The sequence below is a fragment of the Roseovarius confluentis genome, from assembly GCF_002917925.1.
Taxonomy (GTDB): Bacteria; Pseudomonadota; Alphaproteobacteria; order Rhodobacterales; family Rhodobacteraceae; genus Roseovarius; species Roseovarius confluentis.
Genome location: NZ_PPFE01000002.1, coordinates 321,265 through 342,143 on the forward strand (window position 1 = coordinate 321,265; position 20,879 = coordinate 342,143).

Here is a 20,879-nt window from a genome sequence, read left to right on the forward strand (position 1 = left end):
CATGACACTCAATTCCGTGACCGAAGACTTCATCGCTCACCTGCGCGGCGTGCTGCCCGAGGCGGCATTCCGCGAGGTGATGCCGTCCTACCTGGAAGAGCCGCGCGGGCGTTGGCAGGGGCAGGCGGGCGTACTGGTCGCCCCCGGCAGTACCGAGGAGGTCGCGGCCGTGGTGCGGGCCTGTGTGGACGCTGGTGTGCCGGTGGTGCCTTATGGCGGCGGCACGGGGCTCGTCGGTGGACAATTGTCGCCCGAGGGGCCTGCGCCGGTCCTGCTCAGCCTGGAGCGGATGCGCGCGGTGCGAGGGGTCTGGCCCGAGGAAAACGTGATGGTGGTCGAGGCGGGCGCCATCCTTCAGGATATCCATGCCGAGGCGGACGCGGTGGACCGGTTGTTTCCCTTGTCGCTGGCCGCCAAGGGAAGCGCGCGAATCGGCGGAAACCTGGCGACCAATGCGGGCGGTGTGAACGTGCTGCGCTATGGCAACGCGCGGGATCTTTGCCTGGGGCTGGAGGCGGTGCTGCCGGACGGGACGGTCTGGCACGGGCTGAAGCGGCTGAGGAAGGACAACACCGGCTATGACCTGCGCAACCTGCTGATCGGGTCCGAGGGTACGCTGGGCGTGATCACCGCCGCGGCGCTGAAGCTGTTCCCCAAGCCCGCCGGAGAAGGCACGGCGCTGATGGTGGTGGACAGCCCCGAGGCGGCGCTGCGCCTGTTGTCGATGGCGCGCGATCACATGGGCGAAGGGGTGTCGGCGTTCGAGTTGATGCACAGGGCAGGCTTGGATTTCCTGGCAGAGACCATGCCGGACATGCGTTTGCCCTTCGCCGAGCCGCCCGAGTGGTTCGTCCTGATCGATATCGGGCTGGCCAAGGGTCTTGATCCGGCAGAGGCGCTTGAGACACTTTTTGTCGAGGCGGCGGAGGCCGGACTGGTGAGCGACGGCATGATTGCCCAGTCCGAGGCGCAACGGCAGGAGTTCTGGGAGGTGCGGGAGACGATCCCGGAGGCGAACCGGCGCATCGGAGCGATCAGCAGCCATGACATTTCCTTGCCGCTGAGCGCCGTGCCGGGTTTTATTCAGAAAGGCAACGCGAACCTGAAGAAGTTGGGACCGTTCCGGATCAACTGCTTCGGGCATCTGGGCGACGGAAACCTGCATTACAACGTTTTTCCGCCCAAAGGCGAGACGCGCGAGGCCTACACGGACCAGCGCGACGCCATCAAGCGGCTGGTGCATGATCTGGTGCACGAGATGGACGGTTCGGTGTCCGCCGAGCACGGGATCGGGCGGCTGAAGGTCAATGACCTTGAGCGCTATGGCGATCCGGCCAAGCTGGCGGCGATGCGGGCGATCAAGGCAGCGCTGGACCCCGGAGGCATCATGAATCCCGGCGCGATTCTAAAGGCTTCATCGGATCGACAGTGAGTATTTTTGGAACAGTGAAAGCCAGGCGGGCGCTTCTGCTTCACTGTTCTTCAAATACTCAAACGCCGCGGTTCGACAGGCGCTGCCGCGAGGGTCAGTGCGTCACGATGCAATTCTTCTCCGAGGAGGATGGAAGGACGACGAGATATCCTGCGCGCCGCAAGCGCTCTGCCAGGTCACTCGTCGAGGCTGCCGTGAATGGCGAACTGCTCGAGCCCGGCATCCTGCGCGGCGATGGCGCGGTAGGTTTCGCGTACGCCGGCCTCGGTGAGTTCACGCGCGACCGTCAGGAGCGTGTTGGGGTCGTGCTCGTCGCACATCTCGATCATCTGGGCGATCTCGTCAGCCGCCACCGGGCGCGCGGCGTCGATGTCGGGCGCGCCGTAGACCGAGACGAAATGCTGCGCCAGCGCGTCGGTCACGGCGGCGCGTTCGGGCTCTTCGATCTGCGTGACGGCCACGAAGGTCACGCGTCCGAAGGTTTCCAGCCCCAGCCAGCCGTTCGAGAACGCCTGGCGTTGCTTGCCGCTGAGGTCAGCCTCGGACCAGTTGGAAAACTCGAACCCGCCGGAGATGCACCATTCGCCGGTGCGGGCGGGCGAGGGATAGACGCGCGTGTCGCTCTCGTCGAAGTGGATGGCGCGGGCGAGTTTCATGTCTCAGTCTCCAGCACGGTGCTGAGCGGGATCAGGCGGGTCTCGCCCCCGGTCCGCAGCAGCATTCCGAAATTTTCGTCGACGCCCATGAAGGTTCCGGTCTGGCCGTCGATGGCGATGTCTTCGCCGATGCCGTGCGCGAGGCCGCGCCATTCGGCATGCAGGGTGCGGGGGCCGTCGTCTTCCCAGCGGGTGATCCAGACCAGCGTGTGGCGCGCCCAGCCTTCCAGCAACGCCACCGGATCCACGTCGGCGCAGCCTTCCTCATAGAGCGCGGTGCGGTCGGGGGCGTCGCCCGGCACGGCATCGGTCAGCATCAATGGCAATTCCAGCCCCACCACCAGCCAGCCGGGCATGGCGGCGGGATCGGTCGTGCCGGCCATGACGCGCAGGCGGCCGCAAGCGGCGCCGTTCACGCGTAGACCGCCCGCCCATTCCAGGTGGACGGCCACTTCGGGCGGTGCAATTGCGCCGAGCGCGTTCTGAAAACCGACGCCGCACGTGGGTAGCATGGCCATGGCCTGTTCCAGCGGCACCTCGGGTGCCATGATCAGCGCCGCGGCCAGCCGGTTGGCGCCGACGTTATGAACGATGGTCCCGGCATCGCAGCCAAGGGCCGCCATGGCGCAGGCTTTCTCGAACGGGTCGATACCTGCGTCCACGCCATGCCCCTGCATCAGCGGCGGGAAGGCCGGGTCTCGCGTCATGCCACGCCCTGTGCCACCAGCGCCCGCGCGATATCACGGAAGGCCTGCGACTGCGGTGCGTCGGGCTTGGACACCACGATGGGTGCGCCGCCATCAGAGGCCATGCGGATGTCGATATGCAAGGGCACCTCGGCCAGCAGGGGCACGCCCATTTTCTGCGCCTCGGCAGCGACGCCGCCATGGCCAAAGACGTGTTCCTCGTGGCCGCAGTTGGAGCAGATATGTGTCGACATGTTTTCGATCATGCCGAGGGTCGGCACCTTAAGCTGGTTGAACATGTCGATCCCTTTGCGCGCGTCCAGCAGGGCGACGTCCTGAGGGGTGGAAACGATGATCGCGCCGTCCACTTGTGCCTTTTGCGCCAGCGTCATCTGCACGTCGCCGGTGCCGGGCGGCAGGTCGACGATCAGCACGTCAAGCGCGCCCCATTGCACCTGCATCAGCATTTGTTGCAGGGCACCCATGAGCATCGGCCCGCGCCAGACCACGGCCTGATCTTCGTTCGTCATGAGGCCCAGCGACATCATGGTGACGCCATGATTGCGCATCGGCAGGATCGTCTTGCCATCGGGCGAGGCGGGCCGTCCGGAAACGCCCAGCATCCGGGGCTGCGAAGGGCCATAGACATCGGCATCCAGCAGGCCGACGCGGCGGCCCTCGGCGGCCAGCGCACAAGCGAGGTTGGCCGAAACGGTCGACTTGCCCACGCCGCCCTTGCCGGAAGCGATGGCGATGATGTGGTCGACGCCGGGGACGCGCTGCGGGCCTTGCGGCTCGGCAGGTTTGCTTTTCGTCTGGAGGTCCGGCGGCGCCTTGGCGGAGTGTGCGGTCAGCACGGCGGACACGTCCGTCACGCCCTCCACGCCGCGCACGGCCTCCTGCGCCTCGGCCAGCACAGGCTCGTAGGCCTTTGACTTCGCGGGGTCGATCTCGAGCACGAAGCGGACGGTGCCGTCCTCGACATTAAGGCCGCGGGTCACGCCCGCCGACACGATGTCGTCGCCCGAAACCGGGTCGTTCACGTTCTTCAGCGCGGCGAGCACGCTTTCCCTTGTTGCCGTCACGTTCACCCGCCCTTGATCGTGCCGGTGACCACGTGTTCGACATCGAGACCGTCCACGGTCAGCACGACCTTGGCCTCGAACGTCTTGCCCTCGGTGCCGTCGGCGTTGCGCATGGCGTCCTCGATCGCCTGCTGCGAGGTTACGCCGACCTGCTTGAGGAACTTGCGCATGGACATGTTGAAATCGTCGCTCATTTTACTCTCCTTTTTTCAAGAGTGTTGACGCGTGGCCCGCGTGCTTCCTAGGCTTGGGCCATGCGCGGGCAAATGTTAACCCTTATTGGCGTGATTGTGGTGGTCTGTCTCGGGATGTCCACCACTGAAGGGCGCGCGGCGGAGAATTTTCGCCTTGGTGCGCCGCCACCGCTGACCGAAAGCGGGTTGCTGGACTACGTGTTGCCGCGGTTTTCGCTGAAGACAGGAATAAGGGTCGAGGTCGTGGACCTCAATGAGGGCGGCGATATCCTGCTGGCGCCAGATGCCGAGGGGCCGAGGGTGTTCGACGGGCCGCAAGCGAAGTGGCGGATGCAGATCAATACGCCCAGCCACGACGGTGCGGTCGCATTTGCAGACTGGCTGACCTCCGAGATCGGCCAACGGACGGTGACCAGCTATGAGGTCGATGCCACGGCGCCGTTCGGTCTGCCGAAAGCGGACAGGCAGGAGGTGGCCGAGGTCAGTTTCGACGGGGATGCGGGTCTTGGGCACGACCTGTCGGTGGCACATTGCGCCCGGTGCCACGCGGTGAGCGAGGCAACGCGGATGAATGCCATGGCCTCGACCCCCAGTTTCGCCGTGCTGCGGGCGATGGCGGACTGGGATCGGCGCTTCCAGACATTTTATATCCTGAACCCGCACCCGGCCTTTACCCAGGTCGAGGACGTGACCGAGCCGTTTCCGATCAACCGTCCGTCGCCGATCGCCCCCATGGAGATCACCATAGACGATTTGCAGGCCATCCTGGCCTACGTGTCCGGTGTAGAGCCGGCCGACCTTGGGGCACCGATCGAGCATCAGTGATCCCGGCGTTTCGAGAAGTAGTCGTCGGTGGTGCGGACCTGCGGGCGTTCGCCGCCCGCGAAGGGGTTGTCTTTTGAGTGAAACTGCGCCTTTACCCGGCAGTCGTCGCACATCTGGATCAGCCGCGCCGCCGACTCGTTGCCGAACATGGAGTGTTTGCCAGCCAGTTTCTCGGTGATCCGGTCGATGGTGGATTTCACGCCGAAGGGCACGCCGCATTCGATGCATTGGGCCGGTTCTTCCTCGTTTAGCACGACCTGGCCCATGGCTTCGTCCGCGAGGTTCAGGCGCGGCTCGTAGCCGATGGCGTCCTCGGGGCAGATGTTGGCGCAAAGGCCGCATTGCAGGCAGGCGTCCTCCTGGAAACGCAGCTCGGGCTTGTCGGGGTTTTCGACGAGCGCCCCGGAGGGACAGAGCGAGACGCAGGAAAGGCAGAGCGTGCAAGCGTCGGTGTCGACCAGAACGGCGCCGTAAGGAGCGTCGTCGGGCAGGGGCAGAACCGTCTCGTCGCCATGCAGCGCCTTGGCGGCAAGGCGCGTGACCTGACGGCGGCTGCCCATCGGAAGGACGGGTTCGGTCACCGGAGCCGGGCGGGCCGAGTCGGTATAAAGCGAGTCGCAAAGCGCATCGGGCTCGGCCACGTCGAGCAGGGCAATGCGGTTATCGCCCGCGATGGCTCGGGCCAGGGGGATTTCCCGGTCGAGCGCGTCGCGTTCCGTGGTGGGCGACAGCAGGATCGTCACGTCTGTGAACCCAGAGGCGAGGGCCGCCAGCATCTCGGCATGGCCGAAGCCCGAGAGCGCGGGCACTTCCAGCGGGATGACGTCGGCGGGCAGGCCGCGGGAATAGCGGGCGGCGAGGCTGATCATCTGCTGGCCGTGGCTGTCGTCGCAGACCAGCAGGCGCGGGGCGGTGCCGCCGGCCTTGCGGAAGGTCGCGGCGAGGGTCTGGATGCGCCGGAAGAGCGTGGCGGGCGCGGGCGCATCGTAGGAAATGGCGCCGGAGGGGCAAAGCGCCGAGCAGGCGCCGCAGCCCGCGCAGACCATCGGATCGACGGTGACATGCTCGCCCGCGGGGGAAATCGCGCCGGTGGGGCAGACGTCGAGGCAGTTGGTGCACCCGACTTGCTGGGCGCGGGAATGGGCGCAAAGCAGTGGTTCGACCGCCACGTAGAGCGGTTTCTCGAAGGTGCCGATCAGCTGGCTGGCCTCGAGAATGGCGTCGGCCAGGGCCGGAATGCTGCCGGGATCGGGGCGCAGGTAGCCTTCGCGTTTTTGCGGTGCGGGAAAGAGGGGTGTACCGCCGGTCAGGTCGAGGATCACGTCGCATTCCGTGTGCGCGCCGTCCCGTGGGGCGGTCCATGTCAGAGCGCCACGGCCGGACGGGTCCACCTGGTGCAGCGCGTCGATCTGGACAGAGAAGCCGCCCAAAGCGCCTGTGGCGCGTTTCAGCTTGCCGCGAATGACGTCGTATTCCGTTGGGTCGGGGGCATCGGCGTCATCTGTCATAAGAACGGTGACGCCGAGAATATCCTTGAGTTTGTCGGCGGCGGCCAGGGCCGTGTCCGCGGGGCCTATGATCAGGCACAAACCCTCGGACATGACGTCGACGGATTTGCCCGAAGGCACGTCCAGCGTCGCCTCGGCCAGGAGGGCGGCCATTTTGGGTAGTTTGCTGGCGGGGTCATCGGACCACCCGGCCCGGTCACGCAGGTCGGTGACCGGCGGCTCGGGCGTGTCCATCTCGGCGGCCAGTTCGGCGAAGAGGCGCCGTTCCTGGCGACAGCAGAGGATGGCGTCACCCGAGGCGATGGCCTGTGCGGTGGCGTCGGTCTGGGTGGTGCAGAGGCCGGAATGAACCGCGCTGCAGGTGAGGCCCGTGGCGGCTTCGAGCGCGTCCTTGTCAAGCTCTTGCGAGCCCGCACAATTACACAGAATCAGTTGCTTAGTCATGATTTGCCCCGGCTTTCACTGGCGGGCCGCGCCGTGGTTCGGCGCGACGAGCTGATGGATTGCAATGCAGTTCTCTCCTCATGAACCTGCACGGGCCTTAGGCCCCCTTTTCCGACAAGCACGGTCAGGAATTCGGGGCATTTGGCCTGCGATTCTTCTGCCCTTCGCGACGCTGTTGCAAGCAGGAAACCTGAGCATTTTTCTCGTCCGGTCATTCTGTCCGTCACCCTTCCGAATTCGGTCTATGGCTACCCAAATTGTCCAGATTTGCGTTTCGTCCACAATTGCATGCTTTTTTTCTTTGAGGCGCCGGTGCAGTTGGCACAGGATGAGACCACGGGAGGATACCAGCCACACATGATCCATAATCCGGACATGTACGCCACTATGCCTTTGGGGATCGTCATGCGCCGCACGCCGGGCGTGACGCGCTGGGCCGCGTGGGCGTGGAGGGCCGTGGCGGTTCTGCCGGGGGCCGGCCCGGCCGCGTGGCGCGTGCTGCGCGAAGAGGGCGATGTCACCGAGTATCATGCCGCGACCATGACGCTGGAACTGCACGGGGCGGAAACCGAAAGCTACCTGCACGGTCTGTCGGCGCAGGTGCCCTCGGTCTACGCGGTGTTCCGCAAGACCGGCTCGGGAGAGTGCCCGCTGGAGGCGGTGCTGGTCACGGCCTCGCCCTACGAGGCGCAGGATTACGAGGATAACGGCGAGGATATCGTCGAGAAGATCCCGATGCCCGAAGGGCTGATCGCCTGGGTGCGTGATTTCGCGCACGCCTACCACACCGAAGAGGAATTCAAGAAACGCCGCCGCGACCGGGTGAAGGTCGATGCGCATGTGGACGGGATCGGCGACCCGCGGATCGTCCAGCAGCGTGACATCTACCGTTCGCCCACGCTGCGGCGGAAAGGGCGAATGCAATGAGCGCACGCGAGGATTTCTGGTCGCGCCGCAAGGCGCGGGTCGCGGCTGAGGATGCCGCCGCAGTCGAGGCGCGTGAAGAGGCGCAGCGGGCAGAGGCGCGCGCATCGCTTGAAGAGAAAAGCGATGCCGAGGTGCTGGAATTGCTTGGCCTGCCCGATCCCGACACACTGAACCGTGGCGATGATTTCAGTGCCTTCATGGCCGAGGCGGTACCGGACCGCATCCGCCGCTGGGCGCTGCGGCGGCTGTGGGGCACGAACCCAGCATTGGCCAACCTGGACGGGCTGTTGGATTACGGCGAGGACTTTACCGACAAGTCGATGGTGATCGAGAACATGCAGACCGCCTATCAGGTGGGCAAGGGCATGCTGACCCATGTGCAGAAGCTGGCCCGAGAGGCCGAGGCGCTGAGCGCGTTGACCGATACTGAGACCGAGGCCGAGAATGAGGCCGGCACCGGCGCAGTGGAACCGGATGTCGAAGAACAGGGCGAAGAGACGGACCCGCCCGAGTTGGCCGAGGCCGCGCCGGTCTACAGTTATGAGACCGCCACAGAAGAGGCGGACGCGTGGGCCGCCCCGCCGCGCCGCCGGATGCAGTTCACCTTCGATGACACGGCGGAGCCGAGCACATGAGCAAGCAGGAGACGGTCATGACCACAGAGGCACGTGCCCAGATCGCGGAGGAGGACCGGCTGCGCGCCGATCTTTACGATTTCCTGGGCGTGTTGCTGGCGGCCCCGCCGTCCGAGGCCCTGCTGGCGCAAACGGCCAGCCTGTCGGGCGACAACGAAACCGACCTCGGCGTTGCGGTCGCGGCGCTGTCGCGCATCGCCAAGCACACCAAGCCGCAGGCGGTGGAGCGCGAGTTCAACGCGTTGTTCATCGGGCTGGGGCGCGGCGAGCTTCTGCCCTATGCCAGTTACTACCTGACGGGGTTCCTGAACGAGAAGCCGCTGGCGAGCCTTCGGCGGGACATGGCGGCGCGGGGCATGACCCGGGCGCAGAACGTATACGAGCCCGAGGACAACATCGCGTCGTTGATGGAGATGATGGGCGGGCTGATCACCGGGCGGTTCGGCAAGCCGGCCAACCTGAGCGATCAGAAGACGTTCTTCAACACGCATATCGGCCCATGGGCCGGTCACTTTTTCACGGATTTGGAGGCCGCGAAGAACTCGGTTCTCTATGCCTCGGTCGGCGCTGTCGGCCGGGTGTTCATGGAGATCGAGGCGGAAGGTTTCCGGATGAGCGCGGAGGGATCCGCATGAACCGGCAGGGCGACCTGTCAACACCAGAGAGGAGGACTCTCATGAGCGAGAAAACGCAAGGCAACAGCCGTCGCGATTTTCTGAAAATGGCCGCCGCAGGCGCGCCCGCGGTCGCGGTCGCAACGGCAGCCAGCACCGGCACTGCCGAAGCGGTGGAACCGGACCTGTCATCGGACAAGATGCAGGACACCGCGCACACGCGCGCATACTTCGATAGCGCCCGGTTCTGACGAACCGGACGTGATCACTTGACCTGCCGGCGACTGGTTGCGGGACGCCCGACTGTCGGTGGATAACCTTAGTACCCAGCAATCCCAATCGGGAACGCTCGGGAGGAGAGAGAAACATGCTTAGGAAAAAGACCAACGGGGTTGCGCGACGCCCCCAGCGGACAAGTATCCTGTCTGAGGTCGGGGGAAAGACCATCGACCGCCGCGCGTTCTTGCGCGGTTCTGGCCTGGCCATCGGTGGCCTGGCCGCGATTGGCGCAACGGGGGGCAGTGTCACCCGGGCCAACGCGCAATCGTCCGCAGCGGCGGCGGTTGAGACAGTCAAATCGGTTTGCACGCACTGCTCGGTCGGCTGCACGGTCGTGGCCGAGGTGAGCGACGGCGTCTGGGTGGGCCAGGAGCCCGGCTGGGACAGCCCGTTCAACCTGGGTGCCCACTGTGCAAAGGGCGCCTCGGTGCGTGAGCACGCCCATGGCGAGCGCCGCCTGAAATACCCGATGAAGAAAGAGGGTGGCGAGTGGAAGCGCATCAGCTGGGAACAGGCGATCAACGAGATCGGCGACGGCATGATGAATATCCGGGAAGAAAGCGGCCCGGACAGCGTCTACTGGCTGGGCTCTGCCAAGCATAACAACGAACAGGCCTACCTGTTCCGCAAGTTCGCCGCCTACTGGGGCACGAACAACGTGGATCACCAGGCCCGTATCTGTCACTCGACCACGGTTGCAGGTGTTGCCAACACCTGGGGCTATGGCGCGATGACCAACAGCTACAACGACATCCACAATTCCCAGGCGATCTTCATCATCGGCGGAAACCCGGCGGAGGCACACCCCGTCAGCCTGCTGCACGTGCTGAAGGCCAAGGAGCAGAACAACGCGCCGCTGATCGTGTGCGACCCGCGCTTCACGCGCACGGCCGCCCACGCGGACGAATATGTCCGGTTCCGTCCGGGCAGCGACGTGGCGCTGGTATGGGGTATCCTGTGGCACATCTTCGAGAACGGGTGGGAAGACAAGGAATTCATCCGCACCCGCGTCTGGGGGATGGACCAGATCAGGGACGAAGTGTCCAAGTGGACGCCAGAGGAAGTGGAACGTGTGACCGGCACACCCGGCAGCCAGCTTGAGCGGGTTGCACGCACGCTGGCCAACAACCGCCCCGGCACCGTGATCTGGTGCATGGGTGGCACGCAACATACCAACGGCAATAACAACACCCGCGCCTACTGCATCCTGCAACTGGCCCTTGGCAACATGGGCACGTCGGGCGGCGGCACCAACATCTTCCGCGGGCACGACAACGTTCAGGGCGCGACGGACCTTGGTGTTCTGAGCCATACGTTGCCGGGCTATTACGGCCTGTCGGCTGGTGCATGGGGCCACTGGGCCCGTGTCTGGGGTGAAGACCCCGAGTGGCTGGCCAGCCAGTTCGTCACGACCAAGACCAAGGACGGCAAGGACACGAGCCTGCAGAACCTGTCGGGCATCCCCGTCAGCCGCTGGATCGACGGCGTGCTGGAAGACCCCGAGAACATGGACAACCCCAACAAGGTGCGTGCCATGGTCCTGTGGGGTCACGCGCCGAACTCTCAGACCCGGATGACGGAAATGAAGACCGCGATGGAGCAGTTGGACATGCTGGTCGTGGTCGACCCGTATCCGACCGTTTCGGCCGTGCTGCATGACCGGACTGACGGTGTTTACCTGCTGCCGGCCTGTACGCAGTTCGAGACCTATGGCTCGGTCACCGCATCGAACCGCTCGATCCAGTGGCGGGAAAAGGTGGTCGATCCGCTCTTCGAATCGAAAACCGACCACGAGATCATCGGGCTTTTCGCACAGAAGTTCGGCTTCCACGATCGGATGTTCCGCAATATCGGCATCGAAGATGACGGCGTGACGCCGAACATCGAGGACACGCTGCGCGAGATCAATCGCGGCATGTGGACCATCGGCTACACGGGGCAATCGCCCGAACGGCTGAAGATGCACATGGAGAACCAGCACACGTTCGACCGCACCACGTTGAAGGCGGTTGGCGGTCCCGCTGATGGCGACTATTACGGTCTGCCGTGGCCAAGCTGGGGCACACCGGAGATGAAGCACCCCGGTACGCCGAACCTCTATGACATGTCCAAGCCGGTGGCCGAGGGTGGTCTGACCTTCCGCGCGCGTTTCGGAGTGGAGCGGGACGGTGACAACCTGCTGGCCGAGGGCGTCTACAGCGTCGGCTCGGAAATCCAGGACGGGTATCCCGAGTTCACCTACCAGATGCTTGTCGACCTGGGTTGGGACAGTGACCTGACCGAGGAAGAGAAGCGCGTCATGGGCCGCGTGGCCGGCGTCGAGGGCATCGACGAGGACGCTTCGGTGGGCAACCAGGACGACGGCGAGGAAGCACAGAACGCGACCGAGGGGGGGCAGACCGAGGAGGTGCAGGACACCGCCGAAGGTCAGAACCTGTCGCAGCCCAATGGCGAGCAGGGCTCTGACGAAGAGGTCGGTGAACAGGCGATGTCGCCCTTCCCGTCGGACTTCAACGAGAAGGTTTCGGCCGTCAACTGGAAGACCGACCTGTCGGGCGGTATCCAGCGGGTCGCGATCGCGCATGGCTGTGCGCCCTTTGGCAACGCCAAGGCCCGTGCCGTCGTGTGGACTTTCCCCGACCCGGTGCCGTTGCACCGCGAGCCGCTCTATACCTCGCGGCGCGATCTGGTCGAGGACTATCCGACCTACGAGGACCGGCATGCGTATCGCCTGCCGACGCTTTACGCCTCGATCCAGAAGAACGACTTTTCGAAGGACTTCCCGATTGTCCTGACATCCGGTCGTCTGGTCGAGTACGAAGGCGGCGGCGACGAGACGCGGTCGAACCCGTGGCTGGCCGAGCTGCAGCAGGACATGTTCGTGGAAATCAATCCGCGTGACGCCAACAACCTTGGTGTGCGGGACGGCGAGCAGGTCTGGGTCGAAGGGCCCGAAGGCGGCAAAGTCAAGGTCATGGCCATGGTGACAAACCGGGTGGGCGAAGGCGTGGCCTTCATGCCGTTCCACTTTGGCGGTCACTTCCAGGGGGAGGACCAGCGGAGCAAGTATCCCGATGGCGCCGACCCCTATGTCCTGGGTGAATCCACCAACACCGCCCAGACATACGGCTACGACTCGGTAACCCAGATGCAGGAGACGAAGGCGACTCTCTGCAAGATCTCAGCAGCATAAGGAGAAGATGGAATGGCTAGAGCTAAATTCCTGTGTGACGCCGAACGCTGCATCGAGTGCAACGCCTGCGTGACCGCGTGTAAGAACGAGCATGAGGTGCCGTGGGGCATCAACCGGCGCCGCGTGGTGACCATCGAGGATGGCAACCCCGGTGAACGCTCGATCTCGGTGGCCTGCATGCATTGTTCCGATGCGCCGTGCATGGCGGTCTGTCCGGTAGACTGTTTCTACCAGAGCGAGGAAGGCGTCGTCCTTCACTCCAAGGACCTGTGTATCGGTTGCGGCTATTGCTTCTACGCGTGCCCGTTCGGCGCGCCGCAATTCCCGCAGGCCGGCAACTTCGGATCGCGCGGCAAGATGGACAAATGTACCTTCTGCGCCGGCGGTCCCGAAGAGAACAACAGCCAGGCCGAGTTCAACAAGTACGGACGCAACCGGATCGCGGAAGGCAAGCTGCCTATCTGCGCCGAGATGTGTTCGACCAAGGCGCTGCTGGCCGGCGACGGGGACGTGGTCGCGAATATTTATCGCGAGCGTGTCGTCTCCCGTGGCTTCGGCTCGGGCGCCTGGGGCTGGGGCACGGCCTATGACCAGAAGGGCGGCTGATCGTCTTTCGACGTCACCTTGAGACCAAGCGAAAGAGGCGGGTGTGTCCCGCCTCTTTCAGCCCGTCCCGGAAGAGGGAATGCGATGAGTATCTTGAGAAACGCACTTTGACCCGTGTGGCGGCACGCCGCAAAGTCCGTTTCCCAGAATATTCGCAATGCACCGCGTAGAGGTGAGGCCCGCGAAACCGGGCAGGGTAGAAAGGAAAAGACATGCACAAGCTGTTGCTGATTTGTCTTCTGAGCGTGACGATGCTGGCCGCTCCGGGCGTGCAGGCGCAGGAGGCAGGCGAGTTGACCGCGCCCGAGGCCACGCAGACCGACCGTTCGGCCACGGGCGGCGCGCAGACGCTGGAAGATATCCTGGCCCGGCAGCGGGGCGAGGAGGTGCCGGACCGCGCACGTGCGGGCGAAGACCCCGACAGCGCGGGTGCCATGGTAGGACAGCTTGGAGCGCTTGGTGGCTCGTCGGATGCCGACGTTTGGAGCGCGCTGCGCTATGGGACCGCTGACGTGACCGTGTCGTCGGGAGGCGCGCCGTCCCGGGTTTTGATCCAGGACAATGGCATGTGGTGGCTGAATTTCCGTCAAGGGCCGCTGATCAAGTATGGCGGCTGGCTGCTCTTGGGGACGATCGCGCTCTTGGCGCTGTTCTTCCTGATCCGGGGCCGCATCCGCATCGACGGCGAAAAGACGGGGCGCACGGTCACGCGCTTCAAGTTTGTCGAGCGGTTCGCGCATTGGCTGATGGGCGGCTCTTTTATTCTTCTGGCGATCACTGGCCTGCTTGTGCTGATGGGGCGCAAGTTCATCATCCCGGCCTTCGGGCACGAGGCCTTCGCGACAGCCGCCGTGGCCTCGAAATGGATTCACAACAATGTCAGCTGGGCCTTCATGCTGGGCCTGATCCTGGCCTTCATCTTTTGGGTCGTCCATAACATCCCGAACAAGACCGACCTGAAATGGATCGCCGTGGGCGGCGGCATGTTCAAGAAAGGCGTCCACCCGCCGGCCAAGAAATTCAACGCCGGCCAGAAGCTTATCTTCTGGTCGGTGATGATCCTCGGCGCGTCGATATCAGTGTCGGGTCTGTCGCTACTGTTCCCGTTCGAGTTGCCGATGTTTGCCAAGACCTTCGTCATCCTGAATGACATGGGCCTGCCGCAGGCATTGGGCTTCGGCGCCCTTCCCGAGCAGTTGGCGCCCCATGAAGAGATGCAATACTCGCAATTGTGGCATGCCATCGTCAGTTTCGTGCTGATGGCCATCGTGATCGCGCATATCTATATCGGCTCGGTCGGGATGGAAGGCGCCTCGGACGCGATGGTCAGTGGCGAGGTCGAGGAACAGTGGGCGCGCGAGCACCACAGCCTGTGGCTCGACGAGGTGAAGCAGCGCGAGGATGAGCCGAAACCGGCCAACACCGCGACGACACCCGCCGAATAGATGCGCAGCCTGGTGCTGGCATGTGCGGGCCTGCTCGCCGTCGGTGCGCCGGCGGCGGCGCAGGAGTTTACCACGCTGAAAGGGCATGGCGGGCCGGTCATGGGGATTGACGTGAGTCCCGAGACGGGCCAGGTCGCCACGGCCAGCTTCGACAATTCCGTGGGCCTGTGGAAGGGCCGCGCGCCGCGCTGGCTGGAAGGGCATGACGCAGCGGTGATTACGGTGCGGTTCCTCGATGAACATACGGCAGCCTCGGGCGGCGACGATTTCGACGTGATCCTGTGGTCGTTGCCGGACGGCGCGGCGACGCGGCTGGAAGGCCACGAGGGCAAGGTCGCCGAGATCGCGCTGTCGCCGGATGGCGAAACGCTTGCGACGGCCAGTTGGGACGGTTCGATCGGGCTGTGGTCCCGCGACGGCGGTGCGGTGCGGTTCCTCAAGGGCCACAATGCGTCGGTCAGCGACGTGACGTTCAGCACGGACGGCACACGGCTTTATTCGGCTTCCGCAGACGGGACGATCCGCGTGTGGCAGGTAGAAGAACCGGACGGAGCGCCACGTGTGGTGGTGAATGCGGGCTTCGGGGTGAACCGGCTTGTCCTTGACCCGGACGACCAATGGCTGGCCTACGGCGCGGTCGATGGCGTGACGCGGGTCGTGGACCCGATGTCGGGTGAGACGATCCGGGATTTCTCGCTCGATCGGCGGCCGATCCTTTCGATGGCCTATCACGCGGCCAGCGGGCAGTTGGCCGTGGGCGACGGGCACGGGTTCATCATGATGATCGACACCGAGGGCTGGCAAATCGTGCGGGATTTCCGCGCCATGCGGCAGGGACCGGTCTGGGCACTGGATTTCTCGCCCGATGGCACGATGATATACGCGGGCGGGATCGAGGACGTGGCCTTTGGATGGCCCGTGGCGGACCTTGACGCGTTCGATCCGGCGGGCAGCACGCAGCGCAGCTTCCTGCGCGACCCCGAGGCGATGCCGAATGGAGAGCGGCAGTTCATGCGCAAATGCTCGATTTGTCACGCGCTGACCCCGCCGCCGTCTCGCAAGGCGGGGCCGTCGCTGCATGGTCTCTTCGGACGACAGGCAGGCAAGGTGCCGGACTACCCTTATTCGGAGATCCTGGACGGGTCTGATATCGTCTGGACCGACGAGACCATAGATGCGCTTTTCGACATCGGCCCGGATCACTATATTCCGGGATCCAAGATGCCGATGCAGCGCATCACCGCCAAGCAGGACCGGCAGGACCTGATCGATTACCTGCGCGAGGCCACGAAGCCGTGAACTGCGCATTGAAAGGGAGAACGGAGAAATGAAAGCGATGCTTTCCGCGTTTGCCGCCACGGCCATCATCGCCGTGGTCGCGTGGTACGGGCTGCACGAGGCGGGATTCTCTGCCGGTGAGCGCAATTCCGGGGAGTCGGTGCGGCTGGGAGACGAGTAAGGCATGTCGAAGCCCGCCGCCGCGCCAGCGCCCGGAGACCCGTCCGAAAAGGCGCGGGACGATTACGGCGAGAACCTGCAATTCGCCTCGGTTCTGGTGATCGACGACGAGCCGGGGATGCGAAACTTCCTGACCAAGATCCTTGAGCCGCGGGTCAAGCGGGTCGAGCAGGCGCGGTCGGCCGAACAGGCGGCGGAGATCCTGGACCTTGCGCATTTCGATCTGGTGATCCTGGACAACGTCATGCCGGGCAAGACCGGGTTGGACTGGCTAACAGAGCAGCGGCGCGTGGGGCTGTTCGCCGACACGATCATGATTACGGCCTATGCCGATCTGGACACAGCGATACGGGCGTTGCGGACGGGCGTGGCGGATTTCGTCCTGAAGCCGTTTCGCGCCAACCAGATCCTGAACGCGGTCGCCCGCGCGCTGGACCGCAAGTACCTGCGGCGCGAGAACTTTCTGCTGAAGCACGAGTTGAGCGAGGGCGGGCAGGCGGCGCGCGGGCGTCTGTTGGGCAATTCGCCGGCGATCCAGCAGGTGCGCGACGTCCTGGCCAAACTGGCGCCGACTCCGGCCTCGGTCCTGTTCACCGGGGCCAGCGGCACGGGCAAGGAGATCGCCGCGCGGACGCTGCACGCCATGTCGGACCGCGCCAGCGAGCCCTTCGTCGCGGTCAATTGTGCCGCGGTGTCGCCCGACCATATCGCGGAGGAGCTCTTTGGCGTCGTCGAGGGACGCGACCGCACCCGCGACGGGCTGTTCCTGCATGCCGATGGCGGCACGCTGTTCCTGGACGAGGTGGCGCAGCTGCCGGAACAGGTGCAGGCAGGTCTGTTGCGGGTACTGGAGGATCGTAAGATCCGACCCTTGGGGGCCGAGCGCGAGATCCCTCTGAACCTGCGGTTTTTCTTTGCCACCAACGCCGATTTGCAAGCCGAGGTCGATGCGGGCCGGTTCCGTGCGGACCTGTATCACCGCATCAACGTCGTGAACGTGGACATGCCGCCGCTGGCCGACCGCAGCGAGGATATCGTGGAACTGGCCGCGCTGTTCATGAGCGAGTTTTCCCGCGCGCTCGCGTTGCCGGCGCTGGATCTGAACGAGGAAATCCTGCTGAAGCTGAGCCGCTACGAGTGGCCCGGCAACGTGCGCGAGCTGCGCAACCTTGTCGAGCGGTCGGTGATCCTTGGCCAGTTCCCGGAAGAGTTCGCGGGCCATGGCACGGTGACCGGACAGGAGGCGATTGAGACCTTGGCGCTGGTGGAGCAGCGGCACATCATGAGCGTGCTGGACGCCTGCGACGGCAACCGGGCCGAGGCGGCGCGGCGTCTGGGTGTCAGCCGCAAGACGGTGGACCGAAAATGCGCCGCGTGGGATATCTGACCGGACCGGACCGGACCGGGCGCGGTGCCGGTTACGACTCGTCGGGATCCTCGGGTAGCCAGACGGTGAATTCCGCGCCGCCCGCATCGCGGTTGCGCACGGTGATAAGCCCGCCGGACTGGCGTATCAGGGTCTGGCTGACCGAAAGACCAAGACCGGTGCCTTCGCCCGGCTTGGTGGTGTAGAACGGGTCGAACACGGTGTTCAGACGCTCGTTCGCGATGCCGGGCCCGGTATCGGCCACCACGAGCGCAGTGCCGGACCGTCCGTCGCGCGCCTCGGCGCGGATCGACAGCGACAGTTCGCCTGGGCCGTCCATCGCCTGTACCGCGTTGACGACAAGGTTGATGATGACCTGCTGCAACTCTCCGGGATTGATGCGGACCGGAGGGGCGTCTTCGGCGCGATGGGTGGTGACGGTGACATTGCGACGCGAAATGACGTGATCGACCAGCACAAGGCAGTCGTCCAGTACGGCGGCGACATCGACATGCTCGGAGAAGGCGTTGAACTCGCTGGGGCGGGCGAATTGCAGCAGCTTGCCGACGATGGCGTTGATCCGGGCGATCTGGCGGTCGATCAGGTTTAGTTCTGTCATCAGCGGTGTAGCATCGTCGCCCAGTGTTTCGCGGATGACGTCGATATTGCCCTGGATGACCGCGACCGGGTTGTTGATCTCGTGCGCGACGCCGGCCGTGATCTCGCCGATTGAGGCCAGTTTCTCGCTCATCACGAGTTGCTGGTAGGTGGTTTCCAGCTTTTCGTTGGCGTCGCGCAGCTCGGCTGTACGGTCCTCGACCCGCGTGTTCAGTTCGTCCGCCCAGGAGCGCAGGGCGCGGTCGCGTTCCTGCACCTGGTCGAGCAATTCGTCGAGATGCGCCGCGACCTGGCCGATTTCGTCGCGCGAGGACACCGGCCCGATGCGCGCGTCGAGCTGACCGCCCTCGACGCGTTTCATGGTGTGGTTCATACGTTCGAGCGGCGAAAAGATGCCCCCGGCCATACGCAGGAACAATGGGATGGTCAGCAACAGAACACCGACGAAGGCCGAGAAAACAAGGATGAAGGCGCTGCGCTTTTCCGCGACGAAGGGTGCTTCGAGAAAGCCCACGTAGAGCATACCGACGCGGCGCGAAAAGCTGTCGGTCAGTGGCAGGTAGCCGGAGATGTACCAATCGTTAACTACGAAGGCGCGGTCGAGCCACGTGCGACCTTCGCCAAGCACCCGGTTGCGCACCACCGCCGAGACGCGGGTGCCAAGCGCACGCTCGCCTTCGAAGAGGCGCACGTTGGTCGAGACGCGCACGTCTTCGAGAAACAGGGTTGCGGTGCCCTGGCGCTCGACATCGGCGGCATCGTCGGACTGGTAGACGAGGGCGTTGATCGTGTCGATGAAATCGAGGTTGCGGTTGAGCAGGATGCCCCCGACCAGAACACCCGAGTCGCCAGCCGCGCGCAGGTCCGTCGCGGTGTGCACGACCATGCCGCGGTCCTCCACCACGCGGTCGGTGGGCACCGCGGCCTCGGTCGGGATGAGGGGCAGGCGCGCGCGCGCGGCCAGGGCCGGGTCTATACCGGCAAGCCGTTCGCCTGACAGGATGTCGATCTCGGTCGCGCTGCCGCCTTTCAGGGCGGTGGCGATGACCGGCCAGGTTTCGGCGGCGGCTTGGGCAGAGGGCTCCGGCAGGTAATAAAGGAAATCCAAGCCCAGCGCCCCGCGCTCGGTGTCGAGAAAACCGGCCATGCCGGAGCCGGGGCCGGCCATGGCCTCGCGGAACCGGGTCGACCGGGCCAGGGCGGCAACGTCGCCGCCCGTGGTTGCGAGGATCTGGTCGAGGTATTGCTCGGCGATGCGCAGATCGCTTTCGACATTGGCGATGAGAAGGTTGTCGTAGTTGGCGGCCCAGCGACTGACCGCAAACCACAACAGCAGCGGCAGCAGGACCACCAGCGGCAAAAGTGCCAGGATCAGAAGGCGCAGACGGACCGATGTCATGCCGGGGCGGGTCCCTTGTCGTTGTGCCCGGACTTTAGGCGATGGGGTGAAGGGCGTCCATTCCGGCAGCGCAGATCATTTGCTTACAGTTTTGATAAGGCCGATCGATTCCTTCGGGTCGCTCCAGTCGGATGCTAACCGCAAGCTCAAAGCCGAGCGGCGTACGCAATCCAAGCTGTGACGGCGGCGCAAATCTTTTGTCGAAAAAGATTTGCCAAAAGCTTTGACAAAGCTTTTGAGGCACCCCGAAAGGAGTGGAACCGTCGGGAACACGGGAAGCGGTTGCGATGTTTCCCCTAGCAACCCCCGAAGCGTTAACCTAAGTTTCGGGGTAGAAATGCGACATCGGGCGCGGGAGTCGGCACGGCATGACGCGACTTATCATGCTGGTATTCTTGATTGTTGCCGCGGTTGCACTGGCCGCGGTAGCGACGTCTGCTGTGGCGCGCGCGGCGCGTGATGCCGGCGCAGCCGGGCGTGACATCGTTGTCACCACGAAGGGAACAAGCATGCAGAAAATCGCCTACGTGGCCCTGTTCATCGTGATGCTGGGTGTCACCAGCGGCCTCTTGGGAGGGTTGTGACGCGCATGGCACGGAAGTTCGGCGGAAAATACAGCCCCGATGGCGGTGGCTCCGAGGTGGCGAAGCCGCGGGATACGTCGTCCTACCGTGGCGCGACGGTCGAACCAGCGGGCGCGCGGGCGAACCTGATGTTCGTGCCTGCCGCGTTGGTCCTGTTCACCTCGCTGACGTCGGGCGCGACCGGGCTGGCGCTTGGAGTGGTCTCCGCGGCAGTGCTGGCCCTGTCGGCGTGGCTGTTGCGCGACGGACTGAAGGCGGAGGCAGCCTATAATACACGCAAGGTGGCGCGACGGCCGGGCATCCCGCGCAAACTCTTCTCGTCGGTGCTGGCAGGGCTGGGGATTGCCGTGGCCGCCTACAAGGTCGAACCGGGGTTGGTGGCGCCGGTGATCTTCGGCGTGGTGACGGCGGCGCTGCATGTCTTTTCCTTCGGGCTTGACCCGATGAAGGACAAGGGCATGGAGGGCGTCGACAGGTTGCAGACCGACCGCGTGGCGCGGGTGGTCGACCAGGCCGAGACCTACCTGAGCGCGATGTCCGACGCGATCCGCCGCGCCGGGGACCGCACGGCGGAAGCCCGGCTGGAGCGTTTCCAGGTCAGCGTGCGCGACATGCTGCGCACCGTCGAGGACGATCCGCGTGATCTGACGGCGACTCGCAGGTACCTTGGCGTCTACCTGATGGGCGCACGTGACGCGACGGTGAAGTTCGCCGATATCCAATCGCGGGCGCCCGACCCGAAGGCGAAGGCGGACTACGTTGACCTGCTGGGCGACCTGGAGGCGAATTTCGAGGCCAAGACAAAGACGCTTCTGGCCGACAACAACAGCGATCTCGAGATCGAGATCGAGGTTCTGCGCGACCGGCTGGCGCGCGAGGGCCTCAGATACGACACGACCCAGGAATTTCAGGAAGGACATTGATC

At 64.8% G+C, this 20,879-nt stretch carries 20 protein-coding genes; 14 read left to right on the forward strand and 6 right to left on the reverse strand.

The annotated features are described in order from the left end of the window. The first annotated feature begins 1 nt into the window (after position 1). A complete protein-coding gene (locus C2I35_RS06450) occupies positions 2-1,432 on the forward strand; it encodes an FAD-binding oxidoreductase (protein ID WP_103762202.1) in 1,431 nt (476 codons plus the stop codon). A 176-nt stretch (positions 1,433-1,608) separates the two neighbouring features. On the opposite strand, the gene C2I35_RS06455 is transcribed toward C2I35_RS06450, so the two are convergent. From C2I35_RS06455 to C2I35_RS06470, 4 genes are read right to left on the reverse strand one after another with little or no spacing between them, the layout of a single operon-like run. Then, positions 1,609-2,088 carry a DUF6505 family protein gene (locus C2I35_RS06455; protein WP_103762203.1) on the reverse strand — a complete coding sequence of 160 codons (480 nt, stop codon included), beginning with the start codon at positions 2,086-2,088 and terminating at the stop codon, positions 1,609-1,611. Then, a complete protein-coding gene (locus C2I35_RS06460) occupies positions 2,085-2,795 on the reverse strand; it encodes a biotin/lipoate--protein ligase family protein (protein ID WP_103762204.1) in 711 nt (236 codons plus the stop codon). The genes C2I35_RS06455 and C2I35_RS06460 overlap by 4 nt, the downstream gene beginning before the upstream one ends. Beyond that, positions 2,792-3,859, reverse strand: coding sequence for an iron-sulfur cluster carrier protein ApbC (apbC, locus tag C2I35_RS06465; protein WP_103762497.1), 1,068 nt, complete (start codon positions 3,857-3,859; stop codon positions 2,792-2,794). Before apbC ends, C2I35_RS06460 begins: the two co-directional genes overlap by 4 nt. A gap of 2 nt (positions 3,860-3,861) precedes the next feature. Next, the gene (locus C2I35_RS06470; protein WP_103762205.1) at positions 3,862-4,053 is read right to left on the reverse strand and encodes a DUF6494 family protein; all 192 of its coding nucleotides are present in this window, start codon (positions 4,051-4,053) and stop codon (positions 3,862-3,864) included. Positions 4,054-4,125: 72 nt separating this feature from the next. Here C2I35_RS06470 and C2I35_RS06475 point away from each other — a divergent pair, with 72 nt between their 5' ends. Next, positions 4,126-4,878 (forward strand): substrate-binding domain-containing protein, encoded by a 753-nt coding sequence (locus tag C2I35_RS06475; RefSeq protein WP_245890419.1) that lies wholly within the window; start codon positions 4,126-4,128, stop codon positions 4,876-4,878. Here C2I35_RS06475 and C2I35_RS06480 read toward each other — a convergent pair. Further along, complete coding sequence (locus C2I35_RS06480; RefSeq protein ID WP_103762207.1) at positions 4,872-6,830, reverse strand: 4Fe-4S binding protein; 1,959 nt, start codon at positions 6,828-6,830, stop codon at positions 4,872-4,874. The two genes, C2I35_RS06475 and C2I35_RS06480, sit on opposite strands and share 7 nt — an antisense overlap. Before the next feature lie 357 nt (positions 6,831-7,187). Between C2I35_RS06480 and C2I35_RS06485 the strand changes: the two genes are divergently transcribed. The 10 genes from C2I35_RS06485 (at position 7,188) to C2I35_RS06525 (ending at position 17,374) form a co-directional block, all read left to right on the forward strand. Then, positions 7,188-7,757 carry a DUF3305 domain-containing protein gene (locus C2I35_RS06485; RefSeq protein WP_245890420.1) on the forward strand — a complete coding sequence of 190 codons (570 nt, stop codon included), beginning with the start codon at positions 7,188-7,190 and terminating at the stop codon, positions 7,755-7,757. After that, on the forward strand, positions 7,754-8,392 hold the full coding sequence (locus tag C2I35_RS06490; protein WP_103762208.1) for a DUF3306 domain-containing protein: 639 nt from the start codon (positions 7,754-7,756) through the stop codon (positions 8,390-8,392). Before C2I35_RS06485 ends, C2I35_RS06490 begins: the two co-directional genes overlap by 4 nt. Beyond that, a complete protein-coding gene (locus C2I35_RS06495) occupies positions 8,389-9,027 on the forward strand; it encodes a TorD/DmsD family molecular chaperone (RefSeq protein WP_103762209.1) in 639 nt (212 codons plus the stop codon). Before C2I35_RS06490 ends, C2I35_RS06495 begins: the two co-directional genes overlap by 4 nt. 41 nt (positions 9,028-9,068) lie before the next feature. Then, positions 9,069-9,257: a ubiquinol-cytochrome c reductase iron-sulfur subunit N-terminal domain-containing protein gene (locus C2I35_RS06500; protein ID WP_103762210.1), complete on the forward strand. Its 189-nt coding sequence runs from the start codon at positions 9,069-9,071 to the stop codon at positions 9,255-9,257. Positions 9,258-9,373: 116 nt separating this feature from the next. Continuing rightward, positions 9,374-12,478: a formate dehydrogenase subunit alpha gene (locus tag C2I35_RS06505; protein ID WP_103762211.1), complete on the forward strand. Its 3,105-nt coding sequence runs from the start codon at positions 9,374-9,376 to the stop codon at positions 12,476-12,478. 12 nt (positions 12,479-12,490) lie between these two features. After that, on the forward strand, positions 12,491-13,084 hold the full coding sequence (gene fdh3B, locus C2I35_RS06510; protein ID WP_103762212.1) for a formate dehydrogenase FDH3 subunit beta: 594 nt from the start codon (positions 12,491-12,493) through the stop codon (positions 13,082-13,084). Between the two features lie 212 nt (positions 13,085-13,296). Further along, a complete protein-coding gene (locus C2I35_RS06515) occupies positions 13,297-14,529 on the forward strand; it encodes a formate dehydrogenase subunit gamma (protein ID WP_103762213.1) in 1,233 nt (410 codons plus the stop codon). Continuing rightward, positions 14,530-15,828 (forward strand): c-type cytochrome, encoded by a 1,299-nt coding sequence (locus C2I35_RS06520; protein ID WP_103762214.1) that lies wholly within the window; start codon positions 14,530-14,532, stop codon positions 15,826-15,828. Between the two features lie 28 nt (positions 15,829-15,856). After that, positions 15,857-15,988, forward strand: a complete 132-nt coding sequence (locus C2I35_RS22585) for a hypothetical protein (RefSeq protein WP_274592553.1) — start codon at positions 15,857-15,859, stop codon at positions 15,986-15,988. Between the two features lie 3 nt (positions 15,989-15,991). Then, positions 15,992-17,374, forward strand: a complete 1,383-nt coding sequence (locus C2I35_RS06525; RefSeq protein WP_103762215.1) for a sigma-54-dependent transcriptional regulator — start codon at positions 15,992-15,994, stop codon at positions 17,372-17,374. A 31-nt stretch (positions 17,375-17,405) separates the two neighbouring features. On the opposite strand, the gene C2I35_RS06530 is transcribed toward C2I35_RS06525, so the two are convergent. After that, a complete protein-coding gene (locus C2I35_RS06530; protein WP_103762216.1) occupies positions 17,406-19,370 on the reverse strand; it encodes a sensor histidine kinase in 1,965 nt (654 codons plus the stop codon). 368 nt (positions 19,371-19,738) lie between these two features. Here C2I35_RS06530 and C2I35_RS06535 point away from each other — a divergent pair, with 368 nt between their 5' ends. Beyond that, positions 19,739-19,954: a hypothetical protein gene (locus C2I35_RS06535; RefSeq protein WP_245890421.1), complete on the forward strand. Its 216-nt coding sequence runs from the start codon at positions 19,739-19,741 to the stop codon at positions 19,952-19,954. A gap of 5 nt (positions 19,955-19,959) precedes the next feature. Further along, positions 19,960-20,877 (forward strand): 5-bromo-4-chloroindolyl phosphate hydrolysis family protein, encoded by a 918-nt coding sequence (locus C2I35_RS06540; RefSeq protein WP_103762217.1) that lies wholly within the window; start codon positions 19,960-19,962, stop codon positions 20,875-20,877. Positions 20,878-20,879 lie beyond the last annotated feature (2 nt).